This is a genomic window from Acinetobacter sp. YH12108 (assembly GCF_013419055.1).
In the GTDB taxonomy this organism is placed as follows: domain Bacteria; phylum Pseudomonadota; class Gammaproteobacteria; order Pseudomonadales; family Moraxellaceae; genus Acinetobacter.
The window spans coordinates 69,353-89,570 of sequence record NZ_VPAW01000016.1; the positions used below are offsets into that span (position 1 = coordinate 69,353).

Consider the following 20,218-nt stretch of genomic DNA (forward strand, 5'->3'; position numbering starts at 1 on the left):
TTTAGCGTAAAGCTTCAGGTAACACAGGCGTTGTCACAGGTTTAGCCAGTTCGGTTTTCATCTTTTGCAGCATCTGATAAGGCTGCTGCTGCACAAACATATTCACAAAGGTTAAAGGAATCGAACCTTCAGGATTGGCATAACCATAAGTCGATACCTTGACCTTGTTATTGGCCAGTTTCTGGAAGGTCCAGTCTCCCTGATAATCAGTCAAACGTACATAATTCGGATTTAGGGCATACCCAGTCTGAATTGCTTTATTCTTGATGATGATCTGACCATTGGCATCCTTGATCATTTTGCCTTGCACGATCAAATCACGATCTTTTAAAGGAAATGGAAAATCCAGCACCATATACAAGGTGAAATCGCCTTTTTTATCATCACGGGATAGCACCTTGATACTACCCATATAAGGCACCCATTTCACTGCATGATCAACATCCAGAATCAGAGAAACGGCATTCTCAATCGGGACATTGTAGGTGGTTTCGGCTTTATAGAGAAAAACGGGATTACGCTCATCCTGATAGGTCCAGACTTTAATATTATTTTTATTAATGCTGAGCTTGGCATTCTGCACAGAGGTCGACTGTGCTGTAGCGGCAAAGGCTACAGCACACGCCATTAATATTAATTTCTTCATTCCATTGTCATCTTATTTTAGTTTTAAGTTATTTTTATATAGGATTTTGACGAAAATTTATACTTAAATATCGTTAAAACCAAGTACATCCTTCATGTCATATTTACGTGCATCACGACCAACGACCCAAGCTGCTGCACGTACGGCACCCGCTGCAAAGTTCATACGGTTGGTTGCTTTATGCGTAATTTCAACACGCTCGCCTTCGCCAATAAACATTGCAGTATGTTCACCGACAATATCACCGCCACGAATGGTCTGAAAACCAATGCTTTTACGTTCACGAGGACCCGTATGCCCTTCACGATGATACACCGCATCTTTTTTCAGATCACGACCCAGTGCTCCAGCAATCGCTTCACCCATCATAAGAGCTGTACCTGATGGCGCATCTACCTTATGACGGTGATGTGCTTCGATCACTTCAATATCGACCGTATCACCAAAGACTTTAGAGGCAAGTTCTAGCAGTTTGATCGAAACGTTCACACCAACCGAATAGTTCGCTGCATAGACCACTGGAGTTTCTTTTGCAGATTCATCCAGATAAGCTTTTTGTTCGTCATTCATACCAGTCGTACCAATCACGATCGCAACGCCATTTTCACGGCAGATTTTAAGATGATTCACCGTCGCAGCAGGCGCAGTAAAGTCGATCACTACGTCACAGTCTTTAACTACTTCTTCAAGATGGCCGACAACCTTTACACCCAGGCTCCCTACACCAGCCAGTTCACCGGCATCTGCGCCAATCAATGAGCTTTCAGGGCGCTCAACAGCTGCTGCCAATTGGTAACCGGCTTCTTTCACCGCCTGAATAAGGATGCGTCCCATACGGCCGCCTGCACCTAAAATCCCAATGCGTGGTGTCGCTGACATAACATAGTCCTGATGTTGATTCGAAATTGCTCTTACTATAGCAAAACTCGCTCATAACACTAAGATTGATCGCATAAAAATCAATGAAAAGAATTAAAGAAGGTCATGAGGGATTTTGATATGCAGTCCATATCAACAATAGTTTATGGACGAGTAAAAAGAAAAATAATTCCATTAGAGGAATAATGATTAAATAGTTAGTCAGAGATAAACTCATTTAAAGAAAAATTCTAGTTAATAAGAATTAGATTTTAATTTTAAATAATTGAATTTAATAAGATAAAAAATATTTTTCCATGGTACGTATGATCTTGATTTTTCATATTCAGATTATTTGTATTTAAGGGAAATATATTGAAACTCCAATTTGACCACCTCAGCAATATAAGTATTACTGATATTATTGAATTAAATACCCATTATCGCGTACTGAGGCATATGCCCTTAGCGCATGGCATTATTTTAGATGAAGCGCGATGGATTGTTTGAGTAAATGAAAGTATAAATCCATACTTTTTTAAATTTAGGAATGTTTAAGGATCAAGCATCAAGTAGTTGACCAACTTCCAAGCTGGTATATCCACGTTCTTTAAAGATCAAAATAATCGCTTTTTTATAATCTTCACAAATAGATGTTTTATATTTAGTGATGAGTTGAATCTCGGAATTCAGCTCAAGGTCATTTTTTAAGGTCAAAACTTCGGTAGAGATCTTATTAAAAATCTTTAAATTAAACATACAGGCACCTGTTATCAGTTGTAGCGGCCCGACTACAACAAATACCTGCCTTAGCTCAGCTAGACACCCTTGGTCGCAAGGATTACAAATTAGAAAAAGTTCTGCAAGTTTTGAGGAATTGACAGATTAAATAACCGTCTAAATCATTCTTATTTAGCAAGATTGTCGGCCTAAAAATTAATTTTATATATCAATTTCTTAATAATCTCATGTTTGCTAAAAATTTAATAGGAACCAGTTTTTGTAACAATTCTTTTAATATTTCAGATTATTCATAATATTTTATTAGTCAAATGAATAGAGAGATCATTAATTCAGGATTTTCATATCCTGATGATGAGGTCTTAAAAGACAAAGTATTTTTTCTATCTGGCAAAGGTAAAACCAGACTCTTTGTACGCTTTGGCTCACATCAATCTCGGCCTTTTGCTGCTATCCAGAATACTGGAAGTTTCCTATGATGAATTCATCAGGAACAGGAAGTTCCAAACAAGAATAACAATAGATCAGCAGAAGGACAGTAAGGTACGACAGGAGTTATACTGAGCGAACCCATACGAAAAACCCCGGCAGGATGCTGGGGTTTTTCTTTTAGTATTTAAATTAAATTTCATCCTTTAAATGTGCAAATATGTGACATACATCACATTAACAAATCCATTTTCTTATATATTTTGCCACTTGCTCAATTTTATGAGATTAATGATTAATCTTATATTTCAGTTATTTAAATAACATCAAACTACATTAGTAAACATAAGTACACACAAAAAAACATCAATATTTACATTTTATGTCAACATTTTTGCCAAGTGTACTGAGTAGTACACTATTTTTAATACAAGGAAATTTATATGAAATTAGTTCAATTAACTTTTGCCGGGGTAGCGTTAATTGCTGCATCACAAACTTTTGCTGCTGAAGAAGTAGCACAAACAGCTCCTGCTGCAACTGAAACAGCTGCGTCTGAAGTTCAAGCTGCTGAAGCACCTGCAAGCGAAGCTCAAGCAACTGAAGCTCAATAATATGACAGGATTTATATTTCTCTGCGTGAGGGGTATAAATCCTTCTTAAAAAGCCAATATCATTAAAAGAATAATTTTCTCATTATTTTTATCTAATAATTAACTTATACATCTTTTCCGAATTTAAGCTATAAAAAAGGACGCCTGAGCGTCCTTTTTTATCTATCCAGATCAGTCAAACAACCGATCAAAGAAAGATTTTTTCTTTGGAGAAGACTGGCTGCCCTCATCTTCCATGGTCGCTTGCAACTCTTTCAACAGTTCACGTTGACGTGCAGTCAGGTTCACTGGTGTTTCTACAACAACACGGCAAAGCAGATCACCTTGCATGGTTGAACGTACTGGTTTCACGCCCTTACCACGTAGGCGGAACAGTTTACCGGTTTGCGTACCTTCAGGAATTTTCAGGCTGACACGACCATCTAATGTCGGAATCTGAACTTCTTTACCCAAAGCTGCATCCGCAATTGAAATTGGCACATCCATATACAGATCTGCACCGTCACGCTGGAAGATTTCGTGTTCACGTACCACGACTTCAACGTATAGATCACCTGATTGGCCATCACGAATCGCTTCACCTTTACCAGTCAAGCGTACGCGGTCGCCATTGTCCACCCCGGCTGGGATAGTAACTTCTAGGGTTTGCTGACGGTCAGATACACCTGATCCATGACATTTATTACATGGGTTCTTAATGATCTTGCCCTGGCCACGACAGGTACTACAGGTTTGCTGTACCGAGAAGAAACCTTGCTGCATACGTACTTGGCCGGCACCATGACAGGTTGGACAGGTTTCAACATCGTTCGGATTTTTAGAACCTTTACCATCACAGGCGTCACATGGTGCTGGTGCAGTAAAAGTAATGGTTTTCTTAACGCCTTTGACTGCTTCTTCAAGCGTCAATTCCATCACATAGCGTAAGTCTGAACCACGGCGTTGACGTTGCTGGCCACGGCCCCCCCCACCAAAGGCTCCACCGAAAATATCCCCAAACTGGCTGAAAATATCTTCCGCACTGAAACCACCGAAGCCGCCAGCACCACCGCCCATACCACCTTCAAAGGCTTGATGGCCCATACGGTCGTACATGCTGCGTTTTTCGCTGTCTGACAGAACTTCATACGCTTCTGAAGCTTCTTTAAACTTCTCTTCAGCTTCAGGATTGTCCGGGTTACGGTCTGGATGATATTTCATCGCCAACTTACGGTAGGCTTTTTTAATTTCATCATCACTAGCGGTTTTAGAGACGCCCAAAACCTCATAATAATCACGTTTAGCCATGTCTGGCGATGCTCCTCACGGAATTCTATTTAATATTGACTGTGGTCTAAAATTGGGGTTAAACCCAGCTTTACAAGGGGAATTCTGAAAAAAAATTGAAAGCTTAGAATACGGCTTTGTTTTGAGAAAATTTGAAGATACCTTTGAACCAGGCATTAATGAGGAAAATAATGGCAATAAAGCTGAATACTACACCTGCGACTGTGCAGGCTTTCACCCAAAGCTGGCTATCCCAGGCGAAGAAAAATAATGGAATGAACCAGAGCGCTGCAAAAATCGCGAGTACTGAATAAATTACAATATTACGCATGATCCAGAGTGCCTGTGCCTGTAACCAGACTTCGGCATAATCAATCTGGGTCACCTTACGTGCATACCAGTAGGCGAATATGCCGCTTACCACTGTAAACAAAGCAAAAAACATGAAGACATAAGCCATCGCCACGGAACGTCGCATCTTGGTGAGTGTGTCTTGAGTCATGTTTAGTCAACCTTAGTGTGCGGCCCAGCACAAGCGAGTTCCGCAGCAGTATGTCTTTTTTGAATTATTAAAAAATCAGGTACTACTATATTGAAATTTTCAATATTTCGCACCTGAAATTATGACAAATTTAAACAGAATTTAAACTTTTTTTCACTTTAAACCATTGTGCATATAAGGCTGGCAGGAAAAACAGCGTTAATAGCGTTGCAACGATCAATCCTCCCATAATGGCAACCGCCATTGGCCCGAAAAAAATGCTTCTGGATAAAGGAATCATGGCCAGAACGGCAGCCAGTGCAGTCAGGACAATCGGACGGCAACGGCGCACTGTGGCATTGATAATGGCATTCCATTGCGACTCACCTGCCTGAATATCCTGTTCAATCTGGTCAATGAGAATCAACGAGTTACGCATGATCATGCCTGACAAAGCAATCGTACCCAGCATGGCCACAAAGCCAAAAGGTTTATTGAAAATTAACAGGAATAAGACCACGCCAATAATGCCCAATGGCGCCGTCAAGAAGACAATAAAGGCACGCGAGATACTTCTAAGCTGGATCATCAGCAAAGTCATCACCACCGCTAAAAATAAAGGCATACCCGCATTTACTGAATTCTGCCCACGCGCAGATTCTTCGACTGTTCCGCCTACTTCAATCAGATAGCTACTTGGCATTTCTGATCTGAGCTGCTCAAGTTGATCTTTCAGCTCGTTGACCACGGTTGCCGGTTGCAGTTGTGTCCGGATATCAGCCCGTACGGTAATGGTCGGCAAGCGGTTCCGATGCCAGATCAGGCCTTCTTCAAAGCTGTATTCGATCTTGGCAATCTGAGCCAGAGGAACTGAACTCCCATTCGTGGTTGGTACAGCCAGACTACTCAGTGAACCGACATCGACACGTTCAGCCTGATCACCCCGTAAACGGATTTCAATCAGTTCACGTTTTTCACGATATTGATCAATCGCAGTTCCAGAAATTGAGCTATTCAGGAAATTCGCCAAATCGCTACTGCTTACTCCCAACTGACGGGCGCGGTCCTGATCAATATCCAGCTTAATCACTTTACTTGGTTCACCCCAGTCCAGATGCACATTGGTGGTATTCGGATTGTCTCCGACCGTTGCTGCAACTTTCTGTGCCCATTGGCGGACTAATCCCAGATCTTCACCCGATACGCGGAACTGTAATGGATAGCCAACGGGTGGGCCATTTTCCAGCAGAGATACGCGGGTACGGGCTTCTGGTAACAGCACCCGAATCTGGTCACTTAAAGATTTACGGATTTCATTGCGGTCTTCAAGTGATGAAGCCAAGACCACAAACTGGGCAAAACTGGCTTGCGGCAATTGCTGGTCTAATGGCAAATAGAAACGCGGTGAACCGGTACCGACATAGACCACATAATTATCAATCCCCTCCTGTTTGGACAGGAAGTTTTCAACTTTTTTCACTGCAGCCTCAGTCGCTTTTAATGAAGCGCCCTCTTCCAGTTTCAGATCTACCAGAATTTCGGCACGGTTCGATGGCGGGAAGAATTGTTTTGGCACCAGATTAAACATCAAAATGGATAGCACAAAAATCCCGACAGTCGCCGCGATGACCGTTTTACGGTAGGTAACACAGATATTCACCCAACGGCGAAAACTCTGATAGAACTTGGTTTGATAAGGATCATGATGTTCACCGGCATGATGCACCAGCGGCTCCGGTTCAGGGCGTTTGCGTAAACGCGCCCAGAGACGCTGATACCATGGCGCTCTCTGTACCAGATCCTTATTGAAATCTGGCAGGAGTTTGTCACCCAGATAAGGTACAAACAGAACTGCGGCAATCCAAGATACTAATAGCGCCAGCGTCACCACCTGGAAAATCGAGCGGGTATATTCCCCGGTACTCGACGCTGCTGTCGCAATCGGCAGGAAACCGGCAGCAGTAATCAGGGTTCCGGTCAGCATTGGAAAAGCAGTCGTCCGCCAGGCATGACCGGCCGCCTGTAAGCGGCTAAAGCCTTGCTCCATTTTGATTGCCATCATTTCTATGGCAATGATCGCGTCATCGACCAGAAGGCCAAGTGCCAGAATCAGGGCACCCAGAGAAATCTTATGCAGACCAACATCAAACAGTTGCATCCCGGCAAAGGTCATCGCCAGTACCAGTGGAATCGAGAACGCCACCACCAGACCGGTACGAAAACCGAGTGAGAAAAAACTCACCAAGAGAACAATAATCACGGCCTCGGCCAGAACTTTCATAAATTCATTAATACTGCGTTTCACCGCTACCGGCTGATCTGAAACTTTTTGCAGATCCATCCCCAGAGGCAAAGTTTTCTGCAATCGAGCAAATTCCTGTTCCAGATTTTTACCCAAGGCAATGATGTCGCCGCCTTTACGCATCGATACGGCAATACCGATGCCATTTTCGCCCATAAAGCGCATACGCGGTTGTGCTGGATCAGTAAAGCCACGATAAACCTCCGCCACATCGCCAAGCTGGATGGTCTTGCCATTCACCAGTAAAGGTAGCTGCTGCAGTTCTTCGACATTATTCAGCGCACCACTGACCCGCACCTGAATCCGGTCAGAACCGGTTTCAAAAAAGCCCGCCTGAGTCATGGCATTTTGCTGCTGCAGTGCCTGCTGAATGGCAGTGACCGGAATACCGAGCTGGGTAGCTTTGGTGTTGGAGATTTCGATCCAGATTTTCTGGTCTTGAAGTCCAATCAGTTCAACTTTGGCAACATCCTTGACCCGTTGCAACTGTAACTGTAAACGGTCGGCATATTCTTTAAGCGTCGCATAATCGAAGTCATTGCCCTTGATGACATAGATGTTGCCAAAGGTATCACCAAACTCATCATTAAAGAATGGACCTTGTACGCCTTGCGGTAATTCATGGCGAATATCATTAATCTTCTTACGGACGTTATACCAGACATCTGCGACATCTTTGGAAGCCAAAGAATCCTTGGCAATAAAGGTCACCATGGATTCCCCCGGACGGGAATAGGCCATGATCCGGTCATACTGTCCGGTAGTCATCAACTCTTTTTCAATCCGGTCGGTAACCTGTAAGGATACTTCTTTAGCACTGGCACCCGGCCAGTAGGTCTGGATTACCATCACCTTAAAGGTAAACGGCGGATCCTCACTTTGTGACAGTTTGGAATAGGATACGATGCCCACCAAACCGAGCAGGATCATGAAATACAGTACCAGACCTTTATTCTTTAAGGCCCATTCAGACAGGTTAAAGTTCATGTTTAACTCCCTGCCTGAATTTTCACACTACGGTTTTCACGGTCAATCGGATTGATTTTTTGCTGGTCACGCAGCAGATGCACTCCACCAATTACCACATAATCATCAGCCTTTAACCCACTGAGAACTGGTACAGAATCACGGCCATAAGCACCCAGCTGCACCGGCACTTTGCGGATGGTATGATCCGGCTTGACTACCATTACATAGGCCTGCTGATCGGTCGCTGAAACGCTGGATAAAGGAACGCTAAGGATATTGTCCTGACTGTTCTGGAAGAACACCCGGGCACTCTGACCGAGCTGGATCTGGCTATTACCTTCGCGTAAAGCCACTTTCACCCGGAAGGTACGCGATTGATCTGCTGCAGGTGAAATCTCACGAACAAAGGCGGCGAATTTTTCATTCGGTTTGGACCATAACGTGACCCAGGCCGGCTGACCGGTTTTAATTTCGGAAATCGCCTGTTCAGGAACCCCAATCACGACTTCACGCTCACCGGCTATCGCCAGTTCAAAGGCCGCCTGCCCTGCTGCAACGACCTGACCAATTTCGATATTACGTGCAGTAATTACCCCACTTTTATTGGCAATGAGCTGGTTATAAGCAGTCTGATTTTTAGCCGTATCATAATTAGACTGGGCCTGTTTCAGATTTGACGCGGCTGCCTTATATTGGTTTTCAATCGCATCATATTGCGAACGGCTCACGGCATTGGTGGGTAACAGCTGCTTGAAACGCTGTAATTCATCCTGAGCAATTTTACTGGCCGATTGAGCACTTTCCAGCTGGGCACGTGCTGCATTTAATTGAAGTTGAGCATCTTTCACATCTAGGGTCGCCAAGACCTGCCCCACTTTTACCTGATCGCCCACATCGACAAAACGCTGGGTGACCTGCCCGCCTACCCGGAACGCCAGTGCTGTTTGCTGACGTGCCTGGACATCACCGGCATAGCTTTTCAATTCCTGATGTGAAGTTTTCGGTGTGGTCACCATGACAAATGGAACTTCCTGTTCTGCTGCAGCGCTGTCCTTGCTACATCCTGAGAAAGCCATACTGCATAGGACGATCATGCCAGCCAGTGCGCTCTGTATCGTGATCATTATTGTTCGCTCTTATCTAATCATCATTTTTAGGGCAAAATAGGTAGATATATAAATTGCTTATTTTTTAATTAATATACCACCCGGTACACTAATTAGGATTCTGCAGTTAAAACAATGACCATATTGAATTTTTTTGGATGAAATTGTGCAAATACCGGTTGGACGGCCCAAGGATCTGGAGAAACGCCAGCGTATTCTGAACGCAGCGAAACAGCTGTTTTTACAGCATGGTTATCATGGTTCCAGCATGAACCAGATTGCGCTGGAAGCCGAGGTGACCAAACTCACTGTCTACAATCATTTTCAGGATAAGGCCACGCTGTTTAGCTGTGCGGTTGAAGAAACCTGTGAGGCAATTCTGCAAGAATCTCCTAAAGTTCTGCAGCCTGATAGTGATTTTCAGCAGGAGCTGTATCAGATCTGTCTGCGCTCATTCAATATTGCCAATCTGCCGGAAGCTCTCAAACTGGACCTGCTCATCATGCAACTGGCCTATGAAAAAAATCCGTTGGCGGAACGTTTTTATACAGCCTCACATATCAAGCTGAATCAGGCCTGGCATGATTTCTTTGAGCAGGCGCAGCAACATCAATTTATCCAGACTGATGATCCGCAGCATCAGACCGAACTGATGGTGTCCTTACTGTTAGGTATGCGACATCACAAAGTCTTACTGGATTTAAGCCCGTTACCTGACATGCAGCAACGCCATCAGATCATTCAGCAGGCCATCGAGATCTTTATGCTGAAATATGCAATTTCCCGTTAAATTTCTTCTATCTGGCCTGATCCTTGCAACAGCGTAAGGACTAAAATTCATCCAATTAGCAACAAATGATATTCAACTTTTGTCTGCAAAAGACTTGGATTGTCATGCAGTCGGGGTATAGTCAAAGGAAGAATCGGAGGGATATAAAAAATGGTTCAACAGATTGATGCACCTCTACGCGAAGACGTACGTTTACTGGGTAATTTGCTGGGAGAAACCCTGAAGTTACATGCGGGGCAAGATTTGTTTAATCAGGTCGAGCAAATTCGGGCCTTATCGAAAGGTGCTCGCGATGGACAGGTTGAAGCAGAAAAACAGCTGGAACAATTATTCCTGACTTTAGAAGATCATGAAATCCTGCCATTGACCCGTGCCTTCACTCATTTCTTAAACTTTGCCAATATTGCCGAACAGTACCATGTGGTACGTCGTCGCCGTCAAAGCGAATTTGAGGAAAGCACAGAATCTCCAAATTCTCTGGTTCCTTTATTTGAAAAATTCAAACAGCAAGAAATTTCTGCAGAAACCTTATATCAGCAAATCTGTGAATTAAAGATTGAACTGGTGCTGACCGCACATCCAACAGAAGTCAGCCGACGCACCCTGATCCAGAAATATGATGGCATCAATAATGCCCTGTCCAAATTCGACCAGCAGAAGCTAACCCCGCGTGAACGTCAGGCAGTTTTGGCTGACTTAAAACAGCTCATCAGTTCTGCCTGGCAAACTGATGAAATCCGTCAGCATCGTCCAACCCCGGTGGATGAAGCCAAATGGGGCTTTACGACAATTGAACAAACCCTCTGGAATGCTGTACCCAAATTCATCCGTGAACTGAACGGCATGGTTGAGGAACAATGTGGCCAGACTTTGCCGCTAGATGTTGCTCCGGTACGTTTCGCTTCCTGGATGGGGGGTGACCGGGATGGCAACCCGAATGTGACGCATAATGTGACTCAGGAAGTATTGTGGTTGTCGCGCTGGAAAGCAGCTGATCTGTATCTGCGTGATATTGAAAACCTGCGCTGGGAACTTTCTATTCAGCAATGCAGCGATGAAATTACACAGGCGTTAGGCCATCAACATCCTGAACCGTACCGTGAATATTTACGCGATATCCGTGAACGTCTAAAAATCACCCGTGCCTGGCTGGCTGAAAAACTGCATGGCAAAGATGCGGATGATAGCCGGGTCATTAAAAGTAAAGATGAGTTATTAAAACCGTTACTGACCTGTTATCGCTCATTGATGGCGTGCAATCTGGCAGAACTTGCCAATAGCAGTCTGCTGGACCTGATTTACCGGGTCAACTGTTTCGGAATTGAACTCCTCAAACTGGATATTCGCCAGGAATCCGGTCGTCATCGTCAGGCCATTTCAGCCATTACTGAATATCTGGGTCTGGGTAATTTCGAAACTTGGACTGAACAGGCCCGTCAAAACTTCCTGTTGCAGGAACTGCAAAGTAAACGGCCTCTACTACCTAAACACCTGAATGAACCAGCGGGTAGCCTGATTGAACATCCGGATGTGCAGGAAGTGTTTACCACCATGCGCACATTGGCCGAACAGCCAAGTGAGTCTCTGGGTGCCTATATTATTTCCATGGCCGAATACCCAAGTGATGTGCTGGCTGTCTTGCTGCTGCAAAAAGAAGCTGGGATTAAACAGCCTTTACGGGTAGTACCTTTATTTGAAACCTTAAAAGATCTCGACGGCGCTGCTGACACCATGTCGACACTCTTTAATATGCATTGGTACAAGCAGCATATTCAGGGTAAGCATGAGGTCATGATTGGTTATTCGGATTCAGCCAAAGATGCCGGCTTTATGTCAGCCAACTGGGCACAGTACCGTGCGCAGGAAGAACTGACCGCAGTTGCTAAACAGCATGGTATACAGCTGACCCTGTTCCATGGTCGTGGCGGCTCGATCAGCCGCGGCGGTGCACCCACCCAACAAGCCTTGTTCTCGCAACCGCCGGGTTCGATTTCAGGGGCCATTCGGGTGACTGAACAAGGTGAGATGATTCGCTTTAAATTTGGTCTGGAAGAAATCGCGCTACAAAATCTGGAAATTTATACTGCAGCGACTCTGGAAGCGACTTTATTACCGCCACCCGAACCGAAACCGGAATGGCGTGATCTGATGCATAAGATGACCGATCTGTCGGTACAGGTCTATCGTCAGACAGTACGTGAAAATCCGCATTTCGTGAAATACCTGCGTACCGTGACCCCAGAACTGGAATTACAAATGTTGCCACTGGGTTCACGTCCTGCCAAACGTAAGGTTAGCGGCGGGATTGAATCCTTGCGTGCTATTCCCTGGGTCTTTGCCTGGACCCAGATTCGTTTGATGTTACCGGCTTGGCTGGGTACCGGTGCCGCATTAAATGAGGTACTGGATCAAGGGCAACGTACAATTCTGGATGAAATGCTGACTGAATGGCCTTATTTCCAGACCTTAATTGATATGCTGGAAATGGTACTCTCCAAAGCAGACAGCAATGTCGCGCTCTATTACGAATCACATCTGACTCAGGATGAAGACCTGAAAGAGCTCGGCACGGAACTGCGTCAACGCTTGCAGGATGCCATCCAGACCCTACTCACTTTAAAAGGTGAATCAAAACTGCTGAGCAGTAATGGCGTCTTGGACCAGTCCATGACCGTGCGTAAACCTTATCTGTTGCCGCTCCATTTACTGCAAGCCGAATTGATGAAACGTCGTCGGTTATATCTGGAACAGCAGCAGGCTGAACACACTCCGGTCGATCATGCCTTGATGGTCAGTATTGCCGGCATTGCCGCCGGTTTACGAAATACCGGTTGATTTTTTTCTCTTCCATTTAAAGCACATCTACACGATGTGCTTTTTTATTGATCAGTCAATAGCCAAAAAAAGCTTTATTTATATATCAAATTAAAATTACTTATAGATGTTGAATATGAATTGTCCGGGAATTAATCCACTGATTTAACTTTAGTTTTGATTTAAAAAACTTTTACCGCACGGTAAAATCTCAAATAAAGTCATAGAATTAATTTGAACAAAAATTTTGTTTCAGTGATTAAATCTTCTAAAAAACAAGAGTATGATGTGCACAATTTATCTTTTGAGTGCTCATTTTATGTCCAATTGGTTTCCCAAGTGGCGCCCTTATGAGGGTAGTATCGATGCACGACCAGTAGGTACCGCAGAGTATTTACCGCCTGCCCAGACCCTGATCTTGGGGATACAACATGCCTTTGCCATGTTCGGAGCGACGGTACTGGCGCCATTTCTAATGGGTTTTGATCCCAATCTGGCCATTTTAATGTCGGGGATCTGTACCATCCTGTTCTTCCTGATCACGGGTGGTCGTGTACCAAGTTATCTGGGTTCAAGCTTTGCGTTCATTGGGGTGGTGATTGCAGCAACCGGCTATGCAGGTGCTGGCGGACTGAATCCAAATATTGGTGTCGCCGCTGGCGGGATTATTGCCTGTGGTGTGCTTTATGCCTTGATGGGTATTCTGGTGATGGCAACAGGAACCCGCTGGATTGAAAAACTGATGCCGCCTGTCGTGACCGGTGCGGTGGTGATGATTATTGGTCTGAACCTGGCCCCTGTGACCGTGAAAAACGTCATGGGCAATACCTTTAATATGTGGATGTCACTGGTGACCGTACTGTGTATGGGTTCTATTGCGGTGTTTACCAAAGGTCTGGTACAGCGTCTATTGCTCTTGATCGGTTTATTGCTGGCTTACTTCATTTACTACATTTTAAGTAATGTGATGGGCTATGGTACTGCGATTGATTTTGCGCCCATTCAGCAAGCGGGCTGGTTTGGTGTTCCGAGCTTCCATGCACCTGTATTTGATACCAATGCCATGCTGATCATTGCGCCAATTGCCTTGATTCTGATTGCAGAAAACCTGGGACATATTAAAGCGGTGGGTGCCATGACCGGTGAAAATCTGGATCCGCATATCGGTAAAGCCTTTGTGGCAGACGGTATTGCAACTACCTTGGCAGGTGGTGTGGGCGCACCGGGTATGACTACCTATGGTGAAAATATTGGTGTGATGGCCGTTACCCGGGTTTACTCGACGATTATCTTTGCTGTTGCCGGTGTATTTGCAGTATTCCTCGGTTTATCGCCGAAATTTGGTGCGATTATTCATACCATTCCAACAGCGATTTTAACCGGCGCCTCAATTGTGGTCTTTGGTCTGATTACTATTGCCGGTGCGAAAATCTGGATCGAAAATAAAGTCGATTTTTCACAGAACAAAAACCTGATGGTGGCAGCAGTAACGATTATTCTGGGTACGGGTGACTTTGCCCTGACCTTCGGTAACTTTAACCTGGGTGGAATTGGTACAGCGACCTTTGCTGCGTTATTCCTGAACTGGTTCTTTAGCCTGGTCGATAAAAAATAATTCGAAGACTTAAATTTTCAAGCAGCCTCCAGGCTGCTTTTTTTATATCGTAAGAATTGTTTAAATAGGCCTGATCTTTTATATGAGCATCCTGCCGATGCGTCTGGATTTTTTTGATTTACGTCTTTTTCTCAATATAGTCGACACAGGTAGTCTGACCAAAGGTGCTGAACGCTCTGCCATTTCCTTACAGGCAGCAAGTGAGCGGATTAAAAAGCTGGAACAGCAATATCAGGTCAGTCTGTTCAGCCGCCATTCTGGCGGGGTGAAAATGACTTTTGCGGGACAGGTCTTTGCTGAGCATGCCCAAGCCCTGTTGCAACAGGGACAACAGTTGTCTCAAGCCATGGCCGGTTTTAGTGAAGGACTCAATTCCAATATCAGCTTATGGTGTAACTCTTCAGCACAAAGTGAGTATCTGCCCCTATTATTGCCCCAGTATCTGGTAAATAACCCAAATATCCAGATCGACCTCAAAGAAGCAGAGAGCAATGACATCATTGCGGCTTTGGCGAGTGGTACTGCCAAGCTAGGACTTATTTCCAGCTTTTTTCATGCACCACAATTACAGACTCTGGAATTTTCAGATGATCCTTTGGTGCTGATCTGCCCTGAACAGCATGATCTGGCAGCTAATCAGGCATTAACATTAGCAGACTGTCTGAGTTATCCCTTTGTTGGTCTGATGCAATATCACTCTTTGCAGCAATCCATTGAAACTCAGGCTCACTTGCTGAACTGTGAAATTCAATACCGCTTACGCTTACCAAATTTTGCCGCCATTGCCCAAGTTGTGGCCAATGGTGTAGGTATCGCGATCATGCCAAAACGTGCTGCACAACGTTTGTCGAAGCTCTATGCATTTCAGCAAATCCAGCTGACAGGAGATTGGGCCAACCGCAAGTTATTGTTAGCTGCGAAGAACTTTGATGAACTAAGCACGGCCTATCAGCACTTTAGCCAGTTCCTCATTTCTGCGGATGTACAAAAAATCCTGAATTAAATCCAGCCGAATTGATGTAGCATCATATAGCTGCCTAAGGCGATCAGGCCGATAAAAAATACTTTCCGGAATTTCTGTTCAGGTATACGGGAACGGATTTTTTTGCCGAACCACATCCCGATCAAGGCCGGAATCAGTGCAATGGCCGACATGGCATAATCAATCGGCATATCTTCCACCGGGTTTTGGTGCAGGAAAATTGCCAAACACACCGTCGAGGTGGTAAATACCAACCCTAAGGCCTGAACCAGATCATCACGTTTTAAATGCAGGGTTTGCAAATAAGGCACCACTGGAATCACGACTACCCCAGTTGCCACGGTCAAGGCCCCGCCGAGATATCCCATAATCGGAGAAAGCCACTTTTCATGCTGGCTTAAATCTGGCATCCGTTTCGCCAGTAAACCATATAGGCCATATAGAGCAAGCATCCCGCCCAATAAAGCTTCACTATGAAATTCAGAATGACCTAAAGTCGGGAAAATACTCCAGACTGAACCCACGATAATGCCTGCTAGCAACAGCCAGAAACGGCGAATCAGTTTCAGTACATGACCTTCGGCAAAAAGTTGCCAGAAATTGGTCAGCATCGAAGGTACTATCAGTAAAGTTGCTGCCTGAAATGGACTCATAAACATGGTCAGCAAACCCATGGACACCGCAGGCAGACCTAATCCAATGGTGCCTTTAATCAGGCCAGCCAGAGCAAAAATAGCAATAATAAAAGCAGTCATCTGATGACCCTAAATTGACTTAAGCTCATGCTATAGAAATCACGAATAGAGTAAAATCAGGGTTTTAAGAAGGACGCCTCAAGCAAATGTTGAGGCTTCAGATGGATGTGCTGAAACTCATCAGATTCATCAACAAAAATCGGATTTAAAAGTCGTTTAAGGACGGAATTCTTTCAGTTCACGCTGAATGAAATACTGGAACATTTCCCGGTACAGATGTTCAATAAACGCCTGATCCACACCCTGCTGTTGTGCCAAGGCTTTGACATTTTCCACGATCTGTTCCATACGCTCCGGTGATTGCAGATCAGTTTCAGTTTTTTTAAAACGGGTGGTTTGATCAACATAAAATTGACGCGCAGCGATCAGCTCGACTAAAGCTGTATCAATGGCATCGATCTGTTGACGTGCATGTTGTAATGATTCAGCTTTGATTTTTTCCATGTTTATTCAGTCACTTTCAGTTTAGTTATCACTCTTATACTTTTCTTCTAACACATTACTGAAAATACTTTCAATCATCCAGACACGATATAAGCTATTAAATGTATAACTTTGCCCATCAATACGCAGTTCCAGCACCGGTAAATTCGGCTGGGACTTCATTTCACATAAGGTGTCATTTTCCTGCAACTTGGCCAGAACATCTTCCTGGGTCAGTTCAGTAATATTCAGTTCCTGCTGCATACGCTTGAAATGTGCCGCATAAGACAGATCATAACCACGGGTCCAGACCGCTTCCAGAATCTGATACATGGCTTCAATCCGTTGCTCTTCCGGACAGCTATAAAACAATTGCGCCATCGGCATTACAGCCTGCTCGGTTGGCCGGCAGAATGGGGTAAATTTGACTTCAGTCCGCTTGGATAAGCGTGTCGCCAGACTCCAGTCAAACCAGTCCCGTCCCTGATAAGACAGCGGATAGACATTCAACTGGATATTATAAAAATCAGCCAGCTCTTCCTTAATATAGGCCAGCAACAACCAGGAAATCGGATCTTCCAGAGCGATATACAGGTCTAGCTCCGGGTCCATAGACTGGATTTCATTCAGCTCTTCCGCATCACTGATCAGATGCTCGCGCCATTCAATATGATTGATCAGGAAAATCGGATTGCCGGTCAGTAATCTCTGCTGTTTCAGGCGACGGGTCAGACGTAACAGATCATCTACCGCCTGATACTGGCGTCCGCCAAACTGGAAATAACTGGCCAGAATCGGACTATGCTCAAAAATTCGTTCCGGAAAATTCTGCGGCGCATGATGACGGCTAGCCATCGCATATAAGGTGCGTAATTTTCCGTTCTGTTTTTGCCAGAGCATATGAAAGACATCTTCCAGCAAATACAGAAAATCCTGTCCGCGTAGTGGCGTATTTCTCAGGATGGTTTCTGCCTGCTTTAAGGCTTCAGCTGTCGGTAATTCTGGGGTCTCATGAAAGCTGAAACGATGCTGTTTAGATAAAATTTTGGCATCATTCAGGCAATAGTGCTGCCATTCATCAAAAGACATCTGATTAGGCGGCTCAGCCCGCTGATCTGAAATGATGACTTTGAGTGGCTTCAGTTCCGGACTGAGAATTTCTTCCAGTTGCGGTAACTGTTGTACCGCCAGATAACTATAAACATCATCCAGTCTTAAATGGATGCTCAAGCCATCTTCAATAGATAACACCGTTTGACGAACTGGTTTCTGGTAAAACCAACTCGATCGGATTGGATCAAACCAACGGCGTAGCAGGGACATGAGAGGTGCCTCGAAAAGATTTTGTCATGCCAGCCCTTGCCAGCAGGATCGTTTTATTCAACATCCTATTATGAGGATGTTTATGACCTGATATAAGTCTTGTGCAAAACTTATATCAAGTCAGCAACAAATGTTCAATGTTTTCTAGGACTTTAGATTTCAAGATTTAGGTCAGTCACGGCCCCGGTCTCCGCCCCAGAGGTCAGTTTGGCGAATTTCGCCAGTGCCCCGTGAGTGTAATTCGGTTTCGGTTTCACCCAGGCCGCCTGACGTGCAGCAAGCTCTTCATCCGAAATATGCCAGGTCATTTCACGGGTTTCCGCATTAATGGAAATTTCATCGCCATTTTGCACCAGACCAATCGGGCCACCCTCATAGGCTTCCGGTGTGACATGACCAATCACAAAACCATGACTTCCGCCTGAGAAACGGCCATCAGTAATCAGTGCGACTGAATCCCCCAGACCTTTACCAATAATAGCAGAAGTCGGTTTTAGCATTTCCGGCATGCCCGGTCCACCTTTAGGACCTACACCGCGAATCACGACTACCTCACCTGGCTGAACTTCGCCATCCAGAATCCCGCGCATCGCACCCTGTTCGCCTTCAAACACGCGGGCCGGTCCTTTGAAATATAGACCTTCCTTACCGGTAATTTTGGCGACTGCGCCATTTGGTGACAGGTTGCCTTTCATAATGATCAGATGCGAGTCTTTTTTCACCGGTTGGTCGAATGGCAAAATAATCTGCTGGTCTTCAGGATAATCTTCTACATCTGCCAGGTTTTCTGCCAGTGTTTTTCCGGTCACAGTCAGGCAGGAACCATCTAGCATGCCAGCATCCAGCATGCGTTTCATCAATGGCTGGATCCCACCAATGGCAATCAGTTCCGACATTAGATATTTACCGGATGGACGGACATCGGCGACTACAGGAATTTCTTTACCAATTCGTACAAAGTCATCTAGGCTCAGCTCAACACCCGCTGTATGCGCCATGGCTAACAGATGCAGCACTCCATTGGTTGATCCACCCAATGCAATCAATACTTTAATTGAATTTTCAAAAGCCGCTTTGGTCATGATGTCACGTGGCTTGATATCCAGACGCAGTAGATTCATCACTGCTTCACCAGCACGGGCACAGTCAATCTGCTTGTCTTCAGAAACTGCTTCCTGTGCAGAGGAACCCGGCAGGCTCATGCCGAGCGCTTCAATCGCAGAGGCCATAGAATTGGCGGTATACATCCCGCCACAAGAACCCGGCCCTGGCAAAGACACTTCTTCAATATGTTTCACCTGAATCGCATTAATTTCGCCTTTGGCATGCTGACCCACCGCTTCAAATACCGAAATCATGTCGGTATGCCCTTCACCCGGCTTGATGGTGCCACCATAAATAAACAGACCTGGACGGTTTAAACGTGCCAAGCCCATGATGCAGCCCGGCATGTTTTTGTCACAACCGCCAATGGCAATCACGCCATCATAGGCCTGACAACCAACTACTGCTTCAATCGAATCGGCAATAATTTCCCGCGACAGCAAGGAGTATTTCATCCCTTCAGTCCCGTTCGAGATCCCGTCGGAAATAGTGATGGTATTGAAGATAATGCCCTTACCACCGGCAGCATTCACGCCCTGCTCGACTGTACGTGCCAGGCCATCAATATGCATATTGCAAGGGGTCACATTGGCCCAGGTCGACGCGATCCCGATAAACGGACGAGTAAAGTCTTCATCCTGAAAACCGGTGGCACGCATCATGGATCGGGCCGGTGCATTTTCGATGCCTTCATAGACGGGAGCAGAATGTTCTCGGATATTGTCTTTACTCATTTTAATCGTCCTGGATGTAATTCTTGTGAAGCTTAAAAGCTGTCTAGGTTTTATTCGATTGTATAGAAAGCGATCTTTAGATAAAAGTAAGACTCTGTGTATCTGATTCGGTTATTTGAGGCAGTGCAATTATTAAAAACTTAGATTAGCATTTGAAGTGCAACACCATGTTGTTGCCATAATACCTGACTCGGACTTTTAAAGCCGAGTCTTTTTCTTGGACGATGATTCAAGCGTTGAGTAATTTCTGCAATATATGCATCCGT

At 44.9% G+C, this 20,218-nt stretch carries 16 protein-coding genes; 5 read left to right on the forward strand and 11 right to left on the reverse strand.

Annotated elements, in window-relative coordinates; all coding sequences use genetic code 11:
• Position 1: 1 nt before the first annotated feature.
• The 3 genes from FTU46_RS11310 to FTU46_RS11320 all read right to left on the reverse strand — a co-directional run bounded on the left by FTU46_RS11310 (position 2) and on the right by FTU46_RS11320 (position 2,263).
• Entirely contained in the window at positions 2-646 is a 645-nt protein-coding gene (locus FTU46_RS11310) for an START domain-containing protein (protein WP_175966481.1), read from the reverse strand.
• 63 nt (positions 647-709) lie between these two features.
• Positions 710-1,525 carry a 4-hydroxy-tetrahydrodipicolinate reductase gene (gene dapB, locus FTU46_RS11315; protein ID WP_180012121.1) on the reverse strand — a complete coding sequence of 272 codons (816 nt, stop codon included), beginning with the start codon at positions 1,523-1,525 and terminating at the stop codon, positions 710-712.
• 540 nt (positions 1,526-2,065) lie between these two features.
• Positions 2,066-2,263, reverse strand: a complete 198-nt coding sequence (locus tag FTU46_RS11320; protein WP_104426834.1) for a hypothetical protein — start codon at positions 2,261-2,263, stop codon at positions 2,066-2,068.
• Between the two features lie 854 nt (positions 2,264-3,117).
• Between FTU46_RS11320 and FTU46_RS11325 the strand changes: the two genes are divergently transcribed.
• On the forward strand, positions 3,118-3,288 hold the full coding sequence (locus tag FTU46_RS11325; RefSeq protein ID WP_171505624.1) for a hypothetical protein: 171 nt from the start codon (positions 3,118-3,120) through the stop codon (positions 3,286-3,288).
• Positions 3,289-3,459: 171 nt separating this feature from the next.
• Here FTU46_RS11325 and dnaJ read toward each other — a convergent pair whose 3' ends face one another.
• The 4 genes from dnaJ to FTU46_RS11345 all read right to left on the reverse strand — a co-directional run bounded on the left by dnaJ (position 3,460) and on the right by FTU46_RS11345 (position 9,430).
• A complete protein-coding gene (gene dnaJ, locus FTU46_RS11330; protein WP_034703346.1) occupies positions 3,460-4,575 on the reverse strand; it encodes a molecular chaperone DnaJ in 1,116 nt (371 codons plus the stop codon).
• Between the two features lie 103 nt (positions 4,576-4,678).
• The gene (locus FTU46_RS11335; RefSeq protein WP_104426832.1) at positions 4,679-5,056 is read right to left on the reverse strand and encodes a hypothetical protein; all 378 of its coding nucleotides are present in this window, start codon (positions 5,054-5,056) and stop codon (positions 4,679-4,681) included.
• Positions 5,057-5,186: 130 nt separating this feature from the next.
• Positions 5,187-8,324 carry an efflux RND transporter permease subunit gene (locus FTU46_RS11340; RefSeq protein WP_180105009.1) on the reverse strand — a complete coding sequence of 1,046 codons (3,138 nt, stop codon included), beginning with the start codon at positions 8,322-8,324 and terminating at the stop codon, positions 5,187-5,189.
• Positions 8,325-8,326: 2 nt separating this feature from the next.
• Entirely contained in the window at positions 8,327-9,430 is a 1,104-nt protein-coding gene (locus FTU46_RS11345) for an efflux RND transporter periplasmic adaptor subunit (RefSeq protein ID WP_180053065.1), read from the reverse strand.
• A gap of 148 nt (positions 9,431-9,578) precedes the next feature.
• On the opposite strand from FTU46_RS11345, the gene FTU46_RS11350 reads away from it, so the two are divergent.
• The 4 genes from FTU46_RS11350 to FTU46_RS11365 all read left to right on the forward strand — a co-directional run bounded on the left by FTU46_RS11350 (position 9,579) and on the right by FTU46_RS11365 (position 15,634).
• The gene (locus FTU46_RS11350) at positions 9,579-10,202 is read left to right on the forward strand and encodes a TetR/AcrR family transcriptional regulator (RefSeq protein ID WP_180105010.1); all 624 of its coding nucleotides are present in this window, start codon (positions 9,579-9,581) and stop codon (positions 10,200-10,202) included.
• Between the two features lie 150 nt (positions 10,203-10,352).
• Entirely contained in the window at positions 10,353-13,037 is a 2,685-nt protein-coding gene (gene ppc / locus FTU46_RS11355; protein ID WP_180105011.1) for a phosphoenolpyruvate carboxylase, read from the forward strand.
• Between the two features lie 298 nt (positions 13,038-13,335).
• Positions 13,336-14,631 carry a solute carrier family 23 protein gene (locus tag FTU46_RS11360; RefSeq protein ID WP_180105012.1) on the forward strand — a complete coding sequence of 432 codons (1,296 nt, stop codon included), beginning with the start codon at positions 13,336-13,338 and terminating at the stop codon, positions 14,629-14,631.
• Between the two features lie 97 nt (positions 14,632-14,728).
• Positions 14,729-15,634: a LysR family transcriptional regulator gene (locus FTU46_RS11365; protein WP_180105017.1), complete on the forward strand. Its 906-nt coding sequence runs from the start codon at positions 14,729-14,731 to the stop codon at positions 15,632-15,634.
• On the opposite strand, the gene FTU46_RS11370 is transcribed toward FTU46_RS11365, so the two are convergent.
• From FTU46_RS11370 to ilvD, 4 genes are all read right to left on the reverse strand, one after another.
• Positions 15,631-16,368 carry a sulfite exporter TauE/SafE family protein gene (locus FTU46_RS11370; RefSeq protein ID WP_180105013.1) on the reverse strand — a complete coding sequence of 246 codons (738 nt, stop codon included), beginning with the start codon at positions 16,366-16,368 and terminating at the stop codon, positions 15,631-15,633. The genes FTU46_RS11365 and FTU46_RS11370 overlap by 4 nt on opposite strands.
• 156 nt (positions 16,369-16,524) lie before the next feature.
• A complete protein-coding gene (locus tag FTU46_RS11375) occupies positions 16,525-16,812 on the reverse strand; it encodes a chorismate mutase (protein WP_004780403.1) in 288 nt (95 codons plus the stop codon).
• Between the two features lie 21 nt (positions 16,813-16,833).
• Positions 16,834-18,114 carry a hypothetical protein gene (locus tag FTU46_RS11380; protein ID WP_179992899.1) on the reverse strand — a complete coding sequence of 427 codons (1,281 nt, stop codon included), beginning with the start codon at positions 18,112-18,114 and terminating at the stop codon, positions 16,834-16,836.
• Positions 18,115-18,266: 152 nt separating this feature from the next.
• Positions 18,267-19,952: a dihydroxy-acid dehydratase gene (gene ilvD, locus FTU46_RS11385; protein ID WP_166137416.1), complete on the reverse strand. Its 1,686-nt coding sequence runs from the start codon at positions 19,950-19,952 to the stop codon at positions 18,267-18,269.
• Positions 19,953-20,218: the final 266 nt, after the last annotated feature.